The 18686-nt window shown below is 35.0% G+C and carries 13 protein-coding genes, 4 pseudogenes and 2 other annotated features; of the genes and pseudogenes, 11 read left to right on the top strand and 6 right to left on the bottom strand.

Features of this window, described 5'->3' with window-relative positions:
• Positions 1–219: 219 nt before the first annotated feature.
• Positions 220–303: pseudogene (locus CN326_RS24300) on the top strand (hemolysin XhlA family protein); the annotation flags it as partial.
• An 85-nt stretch (positions 304–388) separates the two neighbouring features.
• Positions 389–706 carry an IS66 family insertion sequence element accessory protein TnpA gene (gene tnpA / locus CN326_RS25170; protein ID WP_098310228.1) on the top strand — a complete coding sequence of 106 codons (318 nt, stop codon included), beginning with the start codon at positions 389–391 and terminating at the stop codon, positions 704–706.
• 280 nt (positions 707–986) lie between these two features.
• Here tnpA and CN326_RS17360 read toward each other — a convergent pair whose 3' ends face one another.
• Positions 987–1187 carry a DUF1657 domain-containing protein gene (locus CN326_RS17360; RefSeq protein WP_098310229.1) on the bottom strand — a complete coding sequence of 67 codons (201 nt, stop codon included), beginning with the start codon at positions 1185–1187 and terminating at the stop codon, positions 987–989.
• Between the two features lie 337 nt (positions 1188–1524).
• Here CN326_RS17360 and CN326_RS17365 point away from each other — a divergent pair, with 337 nt between their 5' ends.
• Entirely contained in the window at positions 1525–2751 is a 1227-nt protein-coding gene (locus CN326_RS17365) for a phospholipase D-like domain-containing protein (protein ID WP_098310230.1), read from the top strand.
• A gap of 634 nt (positions 2752–3385) precedes the next feature.
• Positions 3386–3763, top strand: coding sequence for a hotdog family protein (locus CN326_RS17370; protein WP_098310231.1), 378 nt, complete (start codon positions 3386–3388; stop codon positions 3761–3763).
• Between the two features lie 284 nt (positions 3764–4047).
• On the opposite strand, the pseudogene CN326_RS17375 reads toward CN326_RS17370, so the two are convergent.
• Positions 4048–5499, bottom strand: a pseudogene (locus CN326_RS17375) (RNA-guided endonuclease InsQ/TnpB family protein).
• 274 nt (positions 5500–5773) lie between these two features.
• On the opposite strand from CN326_RS17375, the gene CN326_RS17380 reads away from it, so the two are divergent.
• A complete protein-coding gene (locus CN326_RS17380; protein ID WP_098310232.1) occupies positions 5774–6400 on the top strand; it encodes a cysteine hydrolase family protein in 627 nt (208 codons plus the stop codon).
• Positions 6401–6519: 119 nt separating this feature from the next.
• Here CN326_RS17380 and CN326_RS17385 read toward each other — a convergent pair whose 3' ends face one another.
• The 3 genes from CN326_RS17385 to thrS form a co-directional block, all read right to left on the bottom strand.
• The gene (locus CN326_RS17385; RefSeq protein ID WP_098310233.1) at positions 6520–6777 is read right to left on the bottom strand and encodes an SMI1/KNR4 family protein; all 258 of its coding nucleotides are present in this window, start codon (positions 6775–6777) and stop codon (positions 6520–6522) included.
• 423 nt (positions 6778–7200) lie between these two features.
• Positions 7201–7458 (bottom strand): hypothetical protein, encoded by a 258-nt coding sequence (locus tag CN326_RS17395; protein WP_098310234.1) that lies wholly within the window; start codon positions 7456–7458, stop codon positions 7201–7203.
• A gap of 463 nt (positions 7459–7921) precedes the next feature.
• Positions 7922–9844 (bottom strand): threonine--tRNA ligase, encoded by a 1923-nt coding sequence (thrS, locus tag CN326_RS17400; RefSeq protein ID WP_098310235.1) that lies wholly within the window; start codon positions 9842–9844, stop codon positions 7922–7924.
• Positions 9845–9891: 47 nt separating this feature from the next.
• Positions 9892–10123: a binding site (T-box leader), on the bottom strand.
• Positions 10124–10164: 41 nt separating this feature from the next.
• Positions 10165–10396, bottom strand: a binding site (T-box leader).
• Positions 10397–10677: 281 nt separating this feature from the next.
• On the opposite strand from thrS, the pseudogene CN326_RS17410 reads away from it, so the two are divergent.
• From CN326_RS17410 to CN326_RS17420, 3 genes and pseudogenes are all read left to right on the top strand, one after another.
• Positions 10678–11606, top strand: a pseudogene (locus CN326_RS17410) (AAA family ATPase).
• Entirely contained in the window at positions 11603–12703 is a 1101-nt protein-coding gene (locus CN326_RS17415; protein WP_098310237.1) for a DUF58 domain-containing protein, read from the top strand. Before CN326_RS17410 ends, CN326_RS17415 begins: the two are co-directional and overlap by 4 nt.
• 13 nt (positions 12704–12716) lie before the next feature.
• Positions 12717–13385 carry a hypothetical protein gene (locus CN326_RS17420; protein WP_098310238.1) on the top strand — a complete coding sequence of 223 codons (669 nt, stop codon included), beginning with the start codon at positions 12717–12719 and terminating at the stop codon, positions 13383–13385.
• Between the two features lie 614 nt (positions 13386–13999).
• Here the strand turns inward: CN326_RS17420 and CN326_RS17425 are convergent.
• Positions 14000–15670 (bottom strand): ribonuclease J, encoded by a 1671-nt coding sequence (locus CN326_RS17425; protein WP_098310239.1) that lies wholly within the window; start codon positions 15668–15670, stop codon positions 14000–14002.
• Between the two features lie 256 nt (positions 15671–15926).
• On the opposite strand from CN326_RS17425, the pseudogene CN326_RS25175 reads away from it, so the two are divergent.
• From CN326_RS25175 to CN326_RS17440, 3 genes and pseudogenes are all read left to right on the top strand, one after another.
• Positions 15927–16239: pseudogene (locus tag CN326_RS25175) on the top strand (antibiotic biosynthesis monooxygenase family protein).
• Between the two features lie 505 nt (positions 16240–16744).
• Positions 16745–17428, top strand: coding sequence for an HAD family hydrolase (locus CN326_RS17435; protein ID WP_090914663.1), 684 nt, complete (start codon positions 16745–16747; stop codon positions 17426–17428).
• Positions 17429–17602: 174 nt separating this feature from the next.
• Positions 17603–18445: a tyrosine-type recombinase/integrase gene (locus CN326_RS17440; RefSeq protein ID WP_098310240.1), complete on the top strand. Its 843-nt coding sequence runs from the start codon at positions 17603–17605 to the stop codon at positions 18443–18445.
• Positions 18446–18686: the final 241 nt, after the last annotated feature.

Genomic DNA, 18686 nt, shown 5'->3' on the forward strand with positions numbered 1-18686 from the left:
ATCTGAACAAGTAGGATATACAGAAAAAATCTTACTTTAATGCATTTATTGTATATTTACATAACAACTACTTATGATAAGAAATTGAAAGATCCCATGTTTGCAAAAGGAAAAATACATTAAAATATACAATTTATATAATTCCATTTAAAAAATACAGTATTTATCTTAAAAGAAGGGGTACTACTTCTCTTTTTATAAAAAAAGGGGGGGGAACAAATGGCTGAACAAGTTAAACATGACGATTTTAAAGAGCTATTAGTTGGGCTAACAAGGATCGAAACAAAACTTGATACACTAGGAAAGTAAGCGTCAAATATTCCCTACCTACTATTTGTAAATAACCCATGAGATAATCTCCTTATATACTACATGTGGAGGTTTTTTTATGAAAAGACACCTATTAAAGAAAGAATGGGAAACTTATATTCAAGACTATAAAAACAGTGAATTATCAAAAGTTGCCTGGTATCAAAAACAGAACCTACCAGTTTATCGGCTATATTACTGGCTGAAAAAATATAGTGTGGTTGAAACCGCAAAAGAGAACAATTTAAGTTCCTATCATTATCTTCGTTATTTGTTTGAAACGCTCCCCAATATCGATTTAAATAATAAAGAGGACATTGATAAAGTCTTGCCGTGGTCAACGGATTTACCGTCTAGATGCAGAGTACCGAAAAAAAGTGAAGTAAACGAAAAATAACTCCAAAATCAACTTTTATTGTATGTTTTAGAGTTACTTTACGTTTACTTTTAAATCCACATCCATCAACTTAAGAATTTTATAACACACCCAAAACGAAAAAATGTACATCTCCAGATGAAAATGTACGTTTCTTTGTTTTGGGATACTTGCTTTTCTTATTTTGATAGTGATGTGGTGAGACCCTTTAATTGTAATCATCATTTTGATAATCGTTATCTAAGCTGAGCACTCTTCCATGTGGACGATATTCTATGTGAAAAGTATTGGTATTACGTTATTACTTGTACTGAGGCTCTTCTTGTTCAATTTGCTGAAGACGAGGATTTAAAGATTCAATAATTTCTTGAGTTTGTTGTGCTGCACCTTTATATAATTGTTTTGCTTGCTGGTTATCAGTATCAAGAACAAATCCTTCTAGGCATGCTTGAACACTCTTTAATCCAGCGATAGTTTGTTTAAGTTTAGTGCTTACTGTCATGTAGTATTTCCTCCTTGTAAATGTACTTCAAAATATAGAATGCCTATTTTGTTATCATAGTACGATTTCCAATTTTAGGGTTATGTGAATGAGAAATTTTACAGTTAATTATTCGAAGGAGGATTTTTTTAGCTAATAGCTACATGGAATACCGTTAAGTGGTGTTATGTTAACTTGACGTGAATAGAATATTCATAAGAAAAATCTACCATGCAACAATGTAATTTATTTATATATTCTACGGTAAAGATTAGATTCATGGATGGATATGGAATAGTTTTGTCCCGATAACAAAAACTAACAGAAAGAAAACGATAATATATAAAGGAGATTAAATATGTTGAAAAAGATAGGGAAAACTTTCCTGGTACTCCTCTTTGTATTTATCGGCGTATGTTTTGTTTTGCTTGTTTGGGATGAAATTGACAGAACAGCAGCCGAAAAAAGTGGGAGATTTGGCCAACAGCCTAGCCAATACCCTATTCGTCAAAGTGATATTACTATGTATACAGACGGGAAACAGTTCAACAATCAATTATTCTCAGATATAAAGAAAGCAAAACATTACGTGCATATTAACTTTTTCTCTATTGCTGATGATAAAGTAAGTCATCAGTTTCTAGAGTTATTGAGGCAAAAAAGTCAGGAAGGTGTAGAAGTATACTATGCAGTGGACAGGCTAGGTGGAATTTTACTAAAGAAAAAGGAAAGAGAATTATTAGTTAAAAAAGGAGTGCATTTTACGTATTACAATAAGCCTGCTTTCCCTTATCTTTCTTCTTCTTTGAATCATCGGAATCATCGTCGTATTTCAGTTATTGATGGAAAGATTGGGTACATTGGCGGATTTAACATTGGCAAGAAGTATTTAGGAGAAAACGAAAAACTTGGTTACTGGAGAGATTATCACCTTCACATACGAGGAGAAGGAGTTCAAGATCTAGAACACCAATTTGTGTTAGACTGGAAGAAAAACTCAGAGAAACCGATTCCGATACACAGTGCGATAAAGGAAAAGGGAGCAACCTCGCATCGATTTACTGCATATTATAGCGGAGAAAAACTTGGGCAAGATTATGCAATGCTGTTTCAACAAGCAAAAGAGTCCATCATTATATTAACACCTTATTTTATACCAAAAGACAGAACTATTTGGAACGCATTAGTAGATGCAAGAAAGAGGGGAGTCCGTGTCAAAATTCTGTTCTCACCTCATTCGGATGCACTGTTAGTTAAAGAAGCAGCGTATCCATATATCCGAAACGCATTAAAACAGGGAATAGAAGTATATGGTTATAAAAAGGGAGTGTTACACGGTAAAGTATTTTTGATTGATGAAAAAGTATTGATGGTTGGGACCGTGAATTTTGATTCGCGCTCGTTTCATTTAAATGAAGAAATGAACTGTTATATCCATGACCCTGTCTATATTTCGAAAATAAAGCCAGTCATTAATGCAGACTTACAAAATTCAAAGCGAGTAACATCCTCTGACGTCAATCAATTATCTATAAAAGAAAAAATGAAAGAAAAGGTTGCAAAAATGTTTGAGTATTATTTGTAAAAACAAAGTATTTTTATATTAAGGAATAGTAAACTGTATTTTATTAGAATAAATTAAATTACTGACACATGGGTGAAGCTTAGTAATGCAATTAATCAAAATCAAAAAATTGTTCATCAATGCGAGCAGAATAGATGGATATACCGAGAAAACCTTATTTTAAAGGAACTGAAAAAAATTTATGAATGAGTATGGATATGATTTGTCTTCGCAATCAGTAGCTTTAGTGAAATAACATGGGGTTCGCCAGAGATTTATCAACAAAATTTTAAAATGTTAAAAGAAGTATTGAATTGTTGAATCAAAAAAGAGGTTTTCCGAATAATTTCACTTGGAAAACCTCTTTTAAGTATTTAAATATCTAATTCAAGCTACACTCTAGTTTTTTTGCGGATACCTTATTTTTTAAATAGTGTCTTTTTGTTTCTCGCTAAATAAGAATTCTCAAAATATTTTTGATTAAACTTTATTTCAGACCTACAAATATTGAATAAGGTGGTTTGAATTTAACATTTCGTATCTTCTTTTATCATGTCTCTGTATAATAAATGTAAGAATAATCTGATATTAGTTAACTGTGTATTCGAACAGTGAAATTAAGTGAATCATGAAATGTTTTTGAGGAGGGATATTGATGGGATTACAAGTAGGCGAAAAAATCACCTTTGAGCGAACATTTACAAAAGAAGATGTTGTATTATTTACGAAGGTATCAAAGGATGAAGGTGTTCATCATGTGACACCAGATGAACAAGGGCGATTTGTTGTACAAGGACTTTTAACATCAACACTCCCTACGAAAGTTGGCGGTGATTATAATGTATTGGCTCGTAAGATGGATTTTGAATTCTTACGCCCAGTTTTTAGTGGTGATACGATCCGTTGTGATGTAATTATTGAACAATTTGAACTGGATGAAAAAAATCGCACAAAAATTACTGCGGCGTTTACATGTATGAATCAACTTGAAAAAGAAGTATTAAAAGGAAGTTTCTCAGGCATAATTCTTTAATCATTTATAAAAATATGTAGTATAGCTTTTAACAGGGTTGAAAAATCAAATAAGATAGATGTGCAATTTTGTACTATAGCGACTTAAACAATCGATGTAATAATTCAATGAGAGAAACTTGAAAAGGAGTTTGTTTCATGAATATTACATCTTTTTTGATTTACTGTTTTATTATTACTCTGTAACGATCTTGGAAGGTAACTGTATTAATACCAAAGCTCCATGAAAACTCCCGCCACTTATCTCCTTCGGATCTTGAAGTGGGGGTTTCTCGTGTATCATCTTCAAAAGATGCTTAACACGAGTGGAGTTGACACAGCTGCCTGATGGCACAACCCCTCTATTCCATTGGCAAACGCCTTTGGAACTGCTTTTTTTAAGATGTTATAGGAACCATTCACATCTGCGTTTAGTAGAAGATTCTCTTTCGTGCGATACAAGCCACGTTTGATACGTTTTCCACTGAATATAGGAATATTTTCCTCACCGTAAGTGGGGATCACATCATTATCTAGAAAAGATGCCTTGCTTGTATACGATTCTTCCACGACTTGTACAATAATACCTTTTCGTTTTGCTTTATAGGTGATCATTTCAATGAGTAGATTGTGTGGGATATGGTAGAAAGATTGATTCTGTTGTTTTCCCATATCACTGTTTTGTTTCCATGATGTATTTTTCCCAATCACAATCATAGAAATCTCCTGTTAAATCGCTAGCTGAACAATGTGGTAACTCATTTTATGGAAGAGGTCTTTTATTTTGAGAAATCGTTTTTCATGAAGCCTCCCTAAACGCTTGGATGTATGTGGTCCTTCTTTTGGTTCTTTTCCACGACGAAGAATCCCTAGTAAATAAGCCTTTTGCTTGTTGTAGTATTGATTGATACTTTTGATCACATTGCCCTTTACTAACACAGGAATAGCTCCTGTATTCGTTGTGATAGTTACAATGTTATCGATTCCTAAATCAATACTCATATAGCGGTTGTTGTCCACATGTTCAGGTGCTGACTCGGGTTGTTCTGCCACAATTTCCACCTTAAATTTCCCATAAGCAGGAGAAACACGTACCTCTTTGAGATTTTCGATACGCCCAAACAATTTACCAATATTTAATTTCATGCTTGTTTTTGGAAAGCGAATGTACTTATCTTGGAGCTTGCATACTTGATTGGTGAATACAATTTCTTTCATAGATGATTTGATATATTTGGGAATGCGAGGTCTGCCCGTAAAGGTGGAAGGATGTTTCTTGTATGCCTTGATGGAAGCGAAGAATGATTTCCAGTTTTGATACAACTTCTTCATAACTGCTTGATTCGTTTGCGCTGGCAAATTCATATAATCTTGTTGTTTCATTGTTTTAAACAAGCAATCTAAGAAATGATACGATAGGAACGATTTCTCTTGTGTCGGGAATGTAAACAAGTTACATTTCATTTCGTTTTGCTCTTTAACAGGTTTTTCTTTCTGTTTTTGCACGCGTTTTTGGTACGCATGGAATTGATTTTCATTCATGACTTCAATATGTGTTTGTAATGTATGGAGAACTTCTTGTTGAAGTGGATGTAATGATTTACCAGCACGTAAGGCCGTATACACTTGGCGAATATAGAAGTTTGTTGTATTGTAGAGATTTTTTGCGTTTTGACACATTTCTAGGAAGTAAGAGTATAACTTATGACCTTTCTTGATCCAAATTTGATAGGTTGCATACTCTTTTTCTTTCGTCATAATTTCCACCTCCTTCTTTCCTTCATGATACTACAAAACGCTAAAAAAGAACATATATTCGCATTGATGCAAGCATATTTTTACGAATGCGACGGCAATTCATCCCCACCTTAAACTAGGTTATACCCTGCGCGTTTTGAAGATGGGGTTTTCTTGCCGATTTCCCGATAAAAAAACAGCATGTGTCCAAGCCTCCATTAATATATATTCATGAAAGAACAATAGTTGAATATGAAAGACAGGATATATAATTATGTAAATTGGAGGAAAAAGAATGTTTAAACCTAATCCTGCTAATACAGCAATTGTCATAACGGACCCACAAAATGACTTTCTGTCCCCTGGAGGTAAAGGGTACCATTTAACAAAAAATATTATTGAGCAGTACAACACACTAGGTAACCTTGAACTTCTAATGAGTACAGCCATGAGTAAAGGATATCAACTTTTTATTTCCCCCCATTATATTTATCCGCATGATTATAGTTGGCAATTTACTGGAGCTGAACAAAAAATGCTATTAAAGCTTCAGGTATATCAAAAACAAAATGCTTATACTTCTCCTACTGTAGGAGCTGACTGGGTTCCATCACTTACGCCTTACATTTTAGATAATCGAACAATCATTGCGACCGCCCATAAAATTGCCAGCCCACAGACAAATGATTTAGTTTACCAATTGCGTCAGCAAAGGAAAGAAAAGGTCATTTTGGCAGGTGTCCTATCAAACGTTTGTGTGGAATCACATATGAGAGACTTAATCGAAAATGGATTCCAAACAGCTGTTGTTTATGATGCCACTGCTACTATAAGTGATAAGGACTTTCAAGCAGCAGTTACAAATTATCAGGCATTCAGCAGTGCTACCTGGTCAACTCAACAGGCGATTTACCAATTATAAATACATTCAGTAAAAAAACACCGTCCCAAGAGTTTATTAATCTAACCTGCCCGTTAGCCAACTATGAAGCATAGCTTCACCACAGAATAAGTAAGGGAATTACGTTCTTACATGGTAGTTTAATAATCCAATTCTTCTTTGACTAGTGATAACAGAAAGCCGCCAAAGTCATTAGCGACAACTTCACACTCTTGCTCATCTGGTTCAAAACTAGAGTTATATACAATTACAAGTGGCTCGCCCTCGATATTACATTGGTTAAAATCTAGGCAGTACCATTCGCCCATTCCTGTATCAGAGATGATCAATAAGTTTTGAGGAAGATTAAATTCTTTACGCTCACCTAGGAAACGTAAAAGAAGTTGTAATTTTTCCATTAGTTAGGTTTTATTTACTGAATTAGGAGTTCCAGAAGCAAAGAGTTTCTTAGATGAATTAGCACCTTATTTATTGTCTTTCAGTATTGCACATGGTATTTGGATAGAGCATGGGCAAAAAGAAGACATTGAATAATGACTAAAAACATTATAGACCTATCAAAATTATAGTTATGGTATGTGGATTAAAAATTTAGATTCTCCGTAACATATCCTATAGAGTGGATTGAAATATATTTAGCATTTTGTTCTCAACAATATATATCGTATTGGATGGCACGAAATGAATTAATTTTTGCTACCTCATACGATAGCGCCTTTTCAACGTATTCATTTTGTATACTTTCTGGAGGACATTCAAACTATTAAACATTAATTTGAAGTATGTCTATTGGAAGGAAAGAAAAAATTTATATGTATTGACTACGACAAATTCCTAGTATCTTCTAAATCAACTAAGCCCCCCATTAAAAAACCCATAACACATAAATACAAAAACACCAGTATACAAAGCGCTACAATTACATAAGAAACAAACTTTAATATCCCCATTGGTGCTTTCATTGTCAGAATAACCCCAACTACAATTCCTAAAATCCCAAGTTTCCAATCAATGCTCGTCAAAAGACAACATACAATTAAAGATACTACTATTGAAATTACTCCGAAATATTTTCCCATGGTTTCACCTGCCTAATTTATCTCTATAAAAATTGGATAATTTAAGTAACTACAAAAAAGATACCATACATTTATAAAGTATGGTATCTTGTAAAATCACTCGATTCCTTTTTTGTAAGTGCCAATACTTTGTTAACAAAAGAATGAGTAATAGTATATCCTTCTACGTCTGTATAGTAAGGAACATTCTTTTTCGTTGAATATCTTAGGGCCTGTCTTGTTAGTTTAATAGGAGGGGGATCGCCAACAAATTCAGTTTCAAAACTCATTACCAAAAATAAAAGGTCCTAACATATTAGTCATATATAATATGTTAGGACCTTTATATTTTAAGTTTTTTTGAATTTGGATCATCTGCTTTATCTATCCTTTTCTTCGTTTTGCGTTGTAGTAGAAACATTGATACAACAACATCATGGTGTAGGATAAAACATGTTTTGGCTAACTTGTAATTTCTTTTGTATTATAAGCTTCTACTTTGAATTTCGTGCTGAATATTTGCAGAGAATTCGTCAAATGGTGCAGCTGCAGATTGTTGTTCTCCATATTTTCGAATGTTTACTTCGTTGCGCTCAGCTTCTTGATCGCCAACAACAAGGACGTATGGGATTTTTTGAACTTGCGCTTCTCGCATTTTATAACCGAGTTTCTCATTGCGAAGATCGAGTTCAACTCGTATGCCAGCATGTTTTAGCTTTTCTTCTATTTCTTTTGCGTATTGTTCATGTGCTTCAACTGATACAGGAATAATCTTTGCTTGCACGGGAGCTAGCCATGTTGGAAATGCTCCGGCAAAATGTTCAATTAAGATTCCGAAGAATCGATCAAGTGAACCGAAGACAGCACGGTGAATCACAACAGGACGTTGTTTTTCATTTTTTTCGTTAATGTAGCTTAAATTAAATTTTTCTGGCATTTGGAAGTCAAGCTGTACAGTTGCGCATTGGTGACTTCTGTTTAAAGCATCTTTAATGTGGAAGTCAATCTTCGGACCGTAAAATGCGCCGTCACCTTCGTTGATTCTATAGCGGAAATTTAGTTGTTCTAGTACATTTTGCAGAGCGCCTTCCGCCTTGTTCCATAGCTCGTCATCTCCCATTGAATTTTCAGGTCTTGTAGAGAGCTCAACGTCATATTCAAAACCGAATGTACGATATACGTAATCGATTAAATCAATTACTTCTTTTATTTCATTTTCAATTTGTTCAGGTGTTACAAAAATATGTGCATCATCCTGACAGAATGTACGAACTCTGAGAAGTCCATTTAGAGCACCGCTAAATTCATGGCGATGGACTTGGCCGAATTCAGCTATTCGAACTGGTAAATCACGATAAGAGTGCAGTTTATTTCTAAACATCAGCATATGGCCAGGGCAGTTCATCGGCTTTAAGGCAAATTTTCCATGATCAACTTCTGTGAAATACATATTCTCTTTATAATGGTCCCAGTGACCAGAGTTTTCCCATAGCTTTTGGTTCATGATAAAAGGAGTGCGGACTTCTTGATAATTACGCTTTTGCTGAATCCCTCTTAAAAAAGCTTCCATTTCATTTCGTATGATTTGCCCCTTTGGTAAATAAAATGGCATTCCTGGAGCTTCTTCAGAGAACATAAACAATTCTAATTCATTGCCCAATTTACGATGATTACGTTTTGCAGCTTCTTCTAAAAAGATTACATACTCATCTAGTTCCTTTTTAGAAGGGAAGGCAACCCCATATATTCTTTGAAGGACTTGGTTATTACTGTCACCGCGCCAATATGCTCCTGAAACGTTTGTTAATTTAAAAGCTTTCATAAAGCCAGTAGACGGTAAATGTGGTCCGCGGCATAAGTCGAGAAATTCACCTTGTTTGTAAAGAGTTATGTTTTGATCGGCAGGAATATCTTGTAATAGCTCTAGTTTTAAATGGTCACCGAGCTCTTCAAATATTTGCTTTGCTTCATCGCGACTCACTTCTATTCGTTGAATTTCTAAATTTTCAGCAATAATTTTTTGCATTTCTTGTTCAATATGAACTAACTCTTCAACTGCAATACTATTCGGGAGATCCATATCATAATAAAAACCATTTTCAATAACAGGACCAACTCCTAAATTGATTTGACCATACATTCTTTTAACAGCTTGTGCTAATATATGGGCTGCTGTGTGTCGTAATACGTCTAATCCTTCTTTTGATTCTAAAGTTAAAATTTCAATTTCTGCATCTTCCTGTACGTTTCTACGTAAATCAAATAGTTGATGATTCACTTTTCCTACAATAGCTTTTTTTCTTAAGTTAGGGCTAATAGATTCTGCAATTGCTTCTAGCGTAATTCCTTTAACGTATTCCTGTTCACGACCATTTGGAAAACGAATTTTAATCATTTTTTCACTCATCATTATCACTCCATTTTATGAATATAAAAAAACGCACTCATCCCTAAAACAGGGACGAGTGCGTTAATACCCGTGGTTCCACCCAGATTCCCATCGTACTTCATAAAAAGCACCGATGGCTCCATGCGCTGTAACGTAGCGTCTACGGTATTGGATACTATAATTCCCCAATACAGCTCCAAGGTGGTAAGTTATTCTCCAGCGTTAGGAAGATCTCAGCAATTCTTCCTTCTCTGTAAAACCGTAAAGAATACCTCATGTCCTTTTCATTGCCAATTGTTATATGAAATTGAGTAAATAAAAAACGCACTCATCCCTAAAACAGGGACGAGTGCGTTAATACCCGTGGTTCCACCCAGATTCCCATCGTACTTCATAAAAAGTAGCGATGGCTCCATGCGCTGTAACGTAGCGTCTACGGCATTGGATACTATAATTCCCCAATACAGCTCCAAGGTGGTAAGTCATTCTCCAGCGTTAGGAAGATCTCAGCAATTCTTCCTTCTCTGTAAAACCGTAAAGAATATCTCGTGTCCTTTTCGTAGCTTTTTTATAACATTTGTATGTTGATTCATAATATACAATATTTAAATTGTTTTTGCAAATCTGTTTTTATATAAATTGTGACCTTTTTTGGAATTTTTCTTTGTTTGTACTATTGCTGTAGATGACTAGGGGGTTTGCAACATGTATTTTATATATATCATATGTAAAAAGGAAACTTATTTTACAAAAAACTCCAAAAATAACCGGTAAATATTTGAATTCTGATATACTACAAATAAATGTCAGAAAAAACAGAAAATAATTAGTGTAGGGGAGGATAAAAAGGTATGTCAATTCTAGAAAGAATTCGAGAAAATGTCTCGCAAGTGATTGTAGGAAAAGAAGAGGTTATTGATTTAGCTATGATTGCATTGGTAGCAAACGGACATGTCTTACTAGAAGATGTTCCAGGAACAGGGAAGACGTCATTAGCGAAAAGTCTTGCAAAAAGTATAGATGGGAAGTTTCAACGTGTACAATTTACATCAGATACATTACCGGGTGATGTAGTAGGCTTAGAGTATTTTGATATGAAAGAATCCGATTTTAAAACGAGAATGGGGCCGATTTTCGCTAATATTGTGCTGGTCGATGAAATTAATCGTGCCGTTCCGCGTACACAGTCTGCTTTATTAGAAGTAATGGAAGAGCGTACTGTCACAATTGCAGGAGAGACGCATGTGTTGCCGCAGCCGTTTATTGTGCTTGCTACGCAAAATCCACTGGAGTCTGCCGGTACTTTCCGCTTCCAGATGCTCAGTTAGATCGCTTTTTATTAACGATTCGGCAAGGGTATCCAAATAGAGGGCATGAAAAGGAGATGTTACGCCGTTTCCGTCAGCAAGACCCGCTCCGCAGCTTACAAAGTGTAGTTTCTCTCGTAGACATTCTTTCTCTGCAAGAAAAAGCGAAACAGGTTGAAATTCATGAAGAAGTGGAAGATTACTTACTTGATATTGTGGAAAAAACACGTCAACATGAACTCGTTGAAATTGGGGTGAGTCCGCGCGGCTCATTAGCTTTCATGAGAGCAGCACAAGCTCGTGCATTATTAAAAGGGAGAGGATTTTGTACACCTGATGATTTTTATACATTAGCGGAGCCTGTATGTGCCCATCGCTTAACACTGAGCATTGAAGGAGATATGAAAACAACGAAAGCGAATGTGATGAAAGAAATTTTGGAACAAGTAGCTGTTCCGGTGGAGAATGTATGAAAGAGAAATTGACGATTAAACATCCGCTTGTGGAAACATATATTGCAGGGATAGTCACCCTTATTACAATACTAATGTGGCTATTTATACAAAATTTTTTTCTGTTTGTACTTGCTTTTTTTTATTTGCTGATGGTAAGTTTTGCTCATTGGTATGTTCGTAAGGCTTCACAAATATATTGTGAAATAACACAACAACATGAACGTCTCTTTATTGATGAGACTGGGCATTGTCGTGTACGTATTATAAATCCAACAAAACTGCCAATTTTTGAAGTTACATTTCGTTTTCGCTCAGATGAACATATGAAATGGGTATTGTCAGAAGGAGAATTAGAACAATCGGTTCATTCTTATCGCATTCCTTTGCATCTGAAAAAACAGGAAACGTTAGAAATAGATTTGCATGTATCAGCACAGCAAAGAGGATTACAGAGCTGGCAAGAAGCAGAAATTATTTTGTCTGATCCATTTCGGTTTATTACAATTCACATACCGATAAGTAAACAACATATTCCGTGTTTCCGTATATATCCTCGCATTGCCAAAGTAAATATTCCAGAAACAAACAGCTGGAAGCATGGATTTCGAACTGCGGCTGTATCTCCTCTTTATGATGAAACGAAAATTATTGGAGTCAAAGCATATGAACAAGAGTCGTTTCGTTCGATACATTGGGGAGCGACTGCGAAAACAGGTGTATTAAGTGCAAAAAAATACGAATATACGCAAGGTGATCGATACGCAGTATATTTAAACGTATTAGGTTCGACAGGTTATACATTGCGTCCAGATATAGAGTATTTAATTGAAGTAACAGCGGGTGTTTGTCGGCAACTATTAGCGCAAGATTGTTCATTTGAGCTATGGGTGAATAGTATGTGTGAAAACGGGATTATCCATATAACGGCTGGTAAATACCGCAAACAACTACACAAGACATTACAATTATTATCATCTTTAACAGATCGAGATGTTCCGCTATCTTCTTCCTATTTCTATCAGACAGGTTTCCGTCAGCAAGAAGTTGGAGCTATTCCGATTATTATTGGGAATCCACCTGAAAAACAAGCTGGATGGCTGCAAGTGGTGAAGTGAGGGAGGAGGTCATATGTCGTTTTTACAAAAGAATCGTATTTATATGGTTCGTATCATGATTTGTCTTAGTTTTTTCGTCATAGCAGCTGTATTATCACAAGGGGCTGTGATTATGCAAGAAAAGTTCATTCATCCAAAGAAAAAAATGGATGATGAAGAGGAAAGAAGTTCGATTTATTTTACGAAAGAACCAGGAAGAGAGATTGAAGAGATGGACGAAAAAGAAGTGAAAGGAATAACTACGGATTGGAATTTTGGGAAAATAAGAGGTCTGAAAGGGGTATTTGAGAAGAGCCCAGTCGGGTATAGTACAATCGGTGGACTTGCTTTAGGCAGTATTGTTGTTACCTATTTTGTACGTCGTAAAACGAAAAAAAGGAAAACTTTAAGCCTTTTGATGAAAAAGGATATAAAGTGTATAGAAAATGAAAAGGAAAGTTGTGACAATGTAGAAAAATTTACAATTCTTCCAGAAGAGGAAATACGAGTCTTCTTAATTGAGTGGGAGAAGACGTTGCCGCAATATGAGAAGAGGCGTCCGTTTGAAACGATTCAACGATGGTTATCTCGTATAAAGAGAGGCGATGAAATTATATCTATTTACGAGCAGGTACGTTATGGGCGGAAAATAAGTTCCAGCGAAGAAATACACCGATTGAAAAAATGGACAGAAGAAAACTGAAAACAAAAACATCCTAAACTACTCTGTAAAATAAAGAATGATTAATAGTTTTCTTTCCTTACTAAAAGTAAAGAACTTATATAATGTTACACATTATATAAGTATTGGTACATCACTTAATGAAAGTGGTGTGCTTTTTTAATTTTACAGACCTCTGCATGACCTCATTTACAACAACAACACATCCTCATGAAAAGTGCATAGCAACAATTACTTTAGTTATAATAAGAATATATATTGTTTTTTGAATTTTCAGTCTAATATGAGGGTTTAGATGAAAGTATATACAGTGAAAGAGATGGCGACCGCTTTAGGGAAACATGTTAGAGTGTTATTCCCCTATTTCGCGGGATGTGCAAAAACACCCTATTTGAAAATTTGGCTTTATGTGTAGCTTTAGAATAAGGATTGATCAAATTAATACTAATAACCTTGATAAACAAGCAAAAAGAAAGAGCGTGTTTTGAAAAAAGATTGATCAAAACACGCTCTTAATATATTTTATTGAATCATCCTTTTATAAAAAAGTTTGATTATTTTTGTTATCCTTGCTCAATTAAAGCGCCCAATTGTTGAAGATCAATTAATTCATTTTTTTAAAAACTTCTCCCCTATTAAATTTCAATAAGTATAGGAACAATCATTGGCTTTTTCTTAGTATGTGTATATACATATTGTCGTATTGATTTTTTTATTTGTTTTTTCATTACATTCCATTGGTTTCTATTTGCTTCTTGTAGCTCGTTAACAGTTTTTATAGTAAGGCGATTAACGTCTCTTCGGAGTTCTGAGAAATCTCTATCAACAAATCCACGAGAAAGGGTATCGGGTTCAGAAATCAGTTTTCCTTCCGCTTTGCTCATAGTTAAAACAATCATGAGCATCCCATCCTCCGAAAGTTGTTTGCGGTCTCGTAACACAATTTCCCCAATATTATCGACATCCCCCCCGTCTACGTAGGTATTCCCCACCGGTATTTTCCGGGTCTGACGGGCAATGGTATGTTCAATATCGACGACATCGCCATTATTGATGATAAACGTGTTTCCTTGCTCTACTCCAACAGATTCACCTAACAAACGGTGATGGTGTAGCATTCTAAATTCACCGTGAATGGGAATAAAATATTTTGGTTTCATTAATGTAAGCATTAGTTTTAAATCTTCTTGATAACCATGACCAGAAACATGCATTCCGGATGTACTTCCTGATCCATAAATCACTTTGGCTCCAAGTGCAAATAAGTTGTCTACGATACTCGTGATATTTCGTTCATTCCCGGGTATTGGACCTGCTGCAAAGATAACCGTATCTTCAGGTAAAATGTCGACACCACGAAAGTTTCCAGTGGACAGGCGAGCAAGAGCAGCCAATGGTTCTCCTTGACTCCCCGTGCATAAAATGGCCACCCTTTCAGGAGCCATTTCATTGATTTCATGTGGGGCAATTAACATTCCATCTGGAACTGTTAAATAACCACGTTCCATAGCAACCGCTATAACATTAACCATACTTCGTCCAAGCAACGCAAGTTTTCGATTTGTTTTTTGCGCTGCATTCACGACTTGCTGAACGCGACTAATATTTGAAGCAAAGGTAGAAAGAATAACTTTGCGTTCGGCTTTCATGAAAGCTGCTTCCACATGTTCACCTACCATTTGTTCCGATGGGGTCAAACCAGGACGCTCTGCATTGGTACTCTCAGATAATAGAAGCAAGACCCCTTCTTTGCCGATTGCAGCCATTTTATGAATATCCGAATTCTCATTATTCGCAGGGGTTAAATCGAACTTGAAGTCCCCCGTATGTACAATCTTACCCTCTGGTGTGTGAAAGACTATTCCCAAGCAATCAGGAATACTATGGGTCACTTTGAAAAAACTTACACTTATTTCTCCGATTGTCAAGTTTGAGTTTGAGTTGATTTCAATAAGTTCACTTTCTCCTAGAAGTTTATGTTCTTTTAATTTGATTTCAATTAATCCTAGTGTGAAGCGTGTGGCATAAACGGGTACATTCAATTTTTTTAAGAAGAACGGGATCCCCCCGATATGATCTTCATGTCCATGTGTGACAATTAAAGCCCTGACTTTATCTTTATTTTCTACTAAGTAAGCTATATCAGGGATAATCAAATCAATTCCTAATAAACTTTCATCTGGAAACTTATTGCCACAGTCGATAATCACGATATCGTTTGAATATTCGATTGCATACATATTTTTCCCGATTTCATTCAAGCCGCCTAAGGCGAAGATAGATAATGCATTTTCTATTGTACTCAAATTTATATCCTCCCAATTTAAATATAATCTTAGTATGCCCTTTGGGTTTCCCTTTATCAGTGGGTTGAATGCTCGAGCTTCCTACAAAAAAGGGAACTCTAGACTGTTTTTTCCTAAAAATAATGACTACAACATTGGTGTCTTAGTTTCCCACATCGTTATTGAAGTCTTTCCTCCCATGGAGACAGCTGCTATTGAAATCACTCATGGTTTTCAATTCTTAATAAAGACACAATTCTTTTAAGGTGGTAACACAATGAATACCTATTATGCAGCTATATTTACTTCTCAAAGAACAGAGCACAATTCAGAAAGATATGAAAGTATGTCAGACAACTTGGTAGAACTAGTAAAAACACAACCTGGATTTATTAGGATTGAGAGCGTAAGAGATACGAAGAGTATAGTATTACAATTTCTTATTGGGAATCCTTAGAAGCAATTCAAAATGGAAAGCTAATACGACTCATCAAGTAGCACAACAAAATGGAAAAGAAACGTGGTACAGCCAATATAACGTGCAGATTTGTAAGGTGGTAAGAGATTATTCTTTTAAAGGAATTGATTGAGTTAGTAAATTCGTCTAAAGGAGCTTGTAATTAAGCGACCTTTTTCGCTCTAACGGCGCGTTTGTTCAACCAGAGGAATAGAAAAATAATCAAACTTTATTCTAATCCAACAGGTATTCCATTAAAGGGCCATATTGTTGAATACCATATTTAATTGATCGTGAAGAATATGAAAAAATGTATTAAGCTAACGTGGCAAAAGAACAGGGAGGAGTTTTTGGTAATCATAGGGAATTTAGACTATTAAGTAGATAAGTTATATAGGGGTACTGCCGACAAAACGCGATTATAAACTAAGACGTTTTTGGGAAGTTAAACCCCTGATTTTTCTACGCCAAGCAGAAGAATCATGTTTTTTTTATAACCGTGGGGGACGCAGTGTGACACCTTATAGGGTGATGTCTAATACCACCATACGTACATTCCGTAACTGGGCAAGAATGAACTAGGGATTATTTATATAATGTGAGAAAGGCTGTGAAGTTGTTTGAGGGGTTATAAAGCAATGATATTTGATTTAGATGATACCTTACTTGATAGGGATAAGGCAGTAGATAAATTGTTTTCAATTATTTTAGAGAAGTGTTATGGGGATGTTAAACAACATTCAGTAAAAAACGAAATGTTGCAGAAATTCAAGGAATATGATAAAAGAAGCTATGGCTACAGTGATAAAGTAAAAGTTTTGGAATCATTTTTTGATGAATTTCCACCAAAATATAGATTACCACGCAATTACATTCAAGATTTTTGGAATAATAATTTTCCTCATTGTTTTTCTATAAACCAAAATACTATAAATATCATAAATACTATAAAGATGCATGTTAAAGTTGCAATTATAACAAATGGCTCAACTCAGAGACAAAAGGCTAAAATAATTAACACCAATTTAAATAGTTGCTTTGATATAATAATTATTTCTGAAGAAGTGGGATTTAGTAAACCTGACAAACGTATATTTGAATTAGCATTGAATAAGCTTAATGTTCAACCGGAAGCAGCATTATTCGTTGGAGATGACATAGAAAAGGATATTGGTGGTTGTCAAAATGCAAATATAAAGGGCATATGGTTCAATCCTTATATGATCAAGAATGATACCGAAATAAAACCATATGCCGAGATCAATTCTTTTGATAGATTATTAAGTTATTTTACATATTCAGCATTTTCGTTATTCCGTTAACGGGCGCTATTCCTTTATAGAGAAAGCGTCTTTTTCTTGTATTTCAAGTGTTCTCATGGTTAAGTAATTTTTTTGTTTTATACGATAGTTGAATAACTAGCGTATAAAAGAGACTCTCCTTGAACATAATAGAATCTAGATTAATTGATTTATAGAATGGGAGCGTGAAGAATAATGTTATTATCTGAGGCCTGGGAACAGTATCAATTAGATAAAAAAATTGAGGGATATTCACCTCTGACTTTAAAAACATATTGTTTTCAATATAATCTCTTATTACGTTATTTCGGTGACATTAACATGAGTGAATTTACTACAGAAAAAGTAAAGGGTTACTTAATTGAAGCAGGAGAACACTTAAAGCCATCTAGCTTAGGACACCGAGTTCGTTGCATCAAATCACTTTTTAGATGGACACATGATGAAGGCTTTATTCTTAAAAACCCTGCTGCTAAATTAAAAGAACCGAAGTTAGGCAAAAGAATCCCCAAATTCCTTTCGGAACTAGAGATTGAACACCTTAGGGAAGCATGTCATAACTCAATGGAGAATGTATTATTTGAATTTTTGTATTCTATTGGCTGCCGTATTGGGGAAGTCGTAAAACTGAGTCGTGACGATATTAACTTCTCAACGAATTCTGTCATTGTACATGGGAAAGGTGATGAAGAAAGGGAAGTATACTTTAATACTCGTTGTATCATTTGGTTAAAAAGGTATCTAGATGAAAGAGATGATGGGGAGCCTTGTTTGTTTATTACGGAAAGAAGGCCAAAAAGACGTATGAGTATTGATAACCTAAGATTTATTATCAAACGTATATCGAATCGTGCCGGGATTAAAAAAAGTATTCATCCTCATCAATTATGTCATAGCTATGCTACACATATGATTAACAACGGTGCGCCACTTGAAGTAATACAAAGCTTACTTGGTCATGAGAAGAGTGAAACCACGAGAATATATGCTCAGCTGAGCGGAAAGTTGAGACGCGATTTTTATAGTAAATATTTTTGAAAGCTACTGAAATTAATCTTTAATCAAAATCGAGGCGTGCATATAAAAAGACGTATCTTTTTGAATTGGGCCAGTTTGTGGAATAAGATTCGCAGGGTAGTTAAAAAGCAGGAAGTTTACTTAAAAATATAGAATCTCGATAGAGTTATAAGGATTTTTTTGAAACTTTAACTATTTAGGGGGAGATTACTTTGAAACGAATTGACTTGCTTTTAAACGTACTAGATTCAACATTCGATAA

The sequence above is a fragment of the Bacillus sp. AFS018417 genome (assembly GCF_002560985.1).
GTDB lineage: Bacteria > Bacillota > Bacilli > Bacillales > Bacillaceae_G > Bacillus_A > Bacillus_A rhizoplanae.

Excerpts from the sequence above, each read along its gene's own strand:
- CN326_RS17395 (WP_098310234.1), bottom strand. The coding sequence starts at position 7,458 with ATGGGAAAATATTTCGGAGTAATTTCAATAGTAGTATCTTTAATTGTA.
- CN326_RS17370 (WP_098310231.1), top strand. The coding sequence starts at position 3,386 with ATGGGATTACAAGTAGGCGAAAAAATCACCTTTGAGCGAACATTTACA.
- CN326_RS17440 (WP_098310240.1), top strand. The coding sequence starts at position 17,603 with ATGTTATTATCTGAGGCCTGGGAACAGTATCAATTAGATAAAAAAATT.
- CN326_RS17360 (WP_098310229.1), bottom strand. The coding sequence starts at position 1,187 with ATGACAGTAAGCACTAAACTTAAACAAACTATCGCTGGATTAAAGAGT.
- tnpA (WP_098310228.1), top strand. The coding sequence starts at position 389 with ATGAAAAGACACCTATTAAAGAAAGAATGGGAAACTTATATTCAAGAC.
- CN326_RS17415 (WP_098310237.1), top strand. The coding sequence starts at position 11,603 with ATGAAAGAGAAATTGACGATTAAACATCCGCTTGTGGAAACATATATT.
- CN326_RS17385 (WP_098310233.1), bottom strand. The coding sequence starts at position 6,777 with ATGGAAAAATTACAACTTCTTTTACGTTTCCTAGGTGAGCGTAAAGAA.
- CN326_RS17380 (WP_098310232.1), top strand. The coding sequence starts at position 5,774 with ATGTTTAAACCTAATCCTGCTAATACAGCAATTGTCATAACGGACCCA.
- CN326_RS17365 (WP_098310230.1), top strand. The coding sequence starts at position 1,525 with ATGTTGAAAAAGATAGGGAAAACTTTCCTGGTACTCCTCTTTGTATTT.
- thrS (WP_098310235.1), bottom strand. The coding sequence starts at position 9,844 with ATGAGTGAAAAAATGATTAAAATTCGTTTTCCAAATGGTCGTGAACAG.
- CN326_RS17420 (WP_098310238.1), top strand. The coding sequence starts at position 12,717 with ATGTCGTTTTTACAAAAGAATCGTATTTATATGGTTCGTATCATGATT.
- CN326_RS17435 (WP_090914663.1), top strand. The coding sequence starts at position 16,745 with ATGATATTTGATTTAGATGATACCTTACTTGATAGGGATAAGGCAGTA.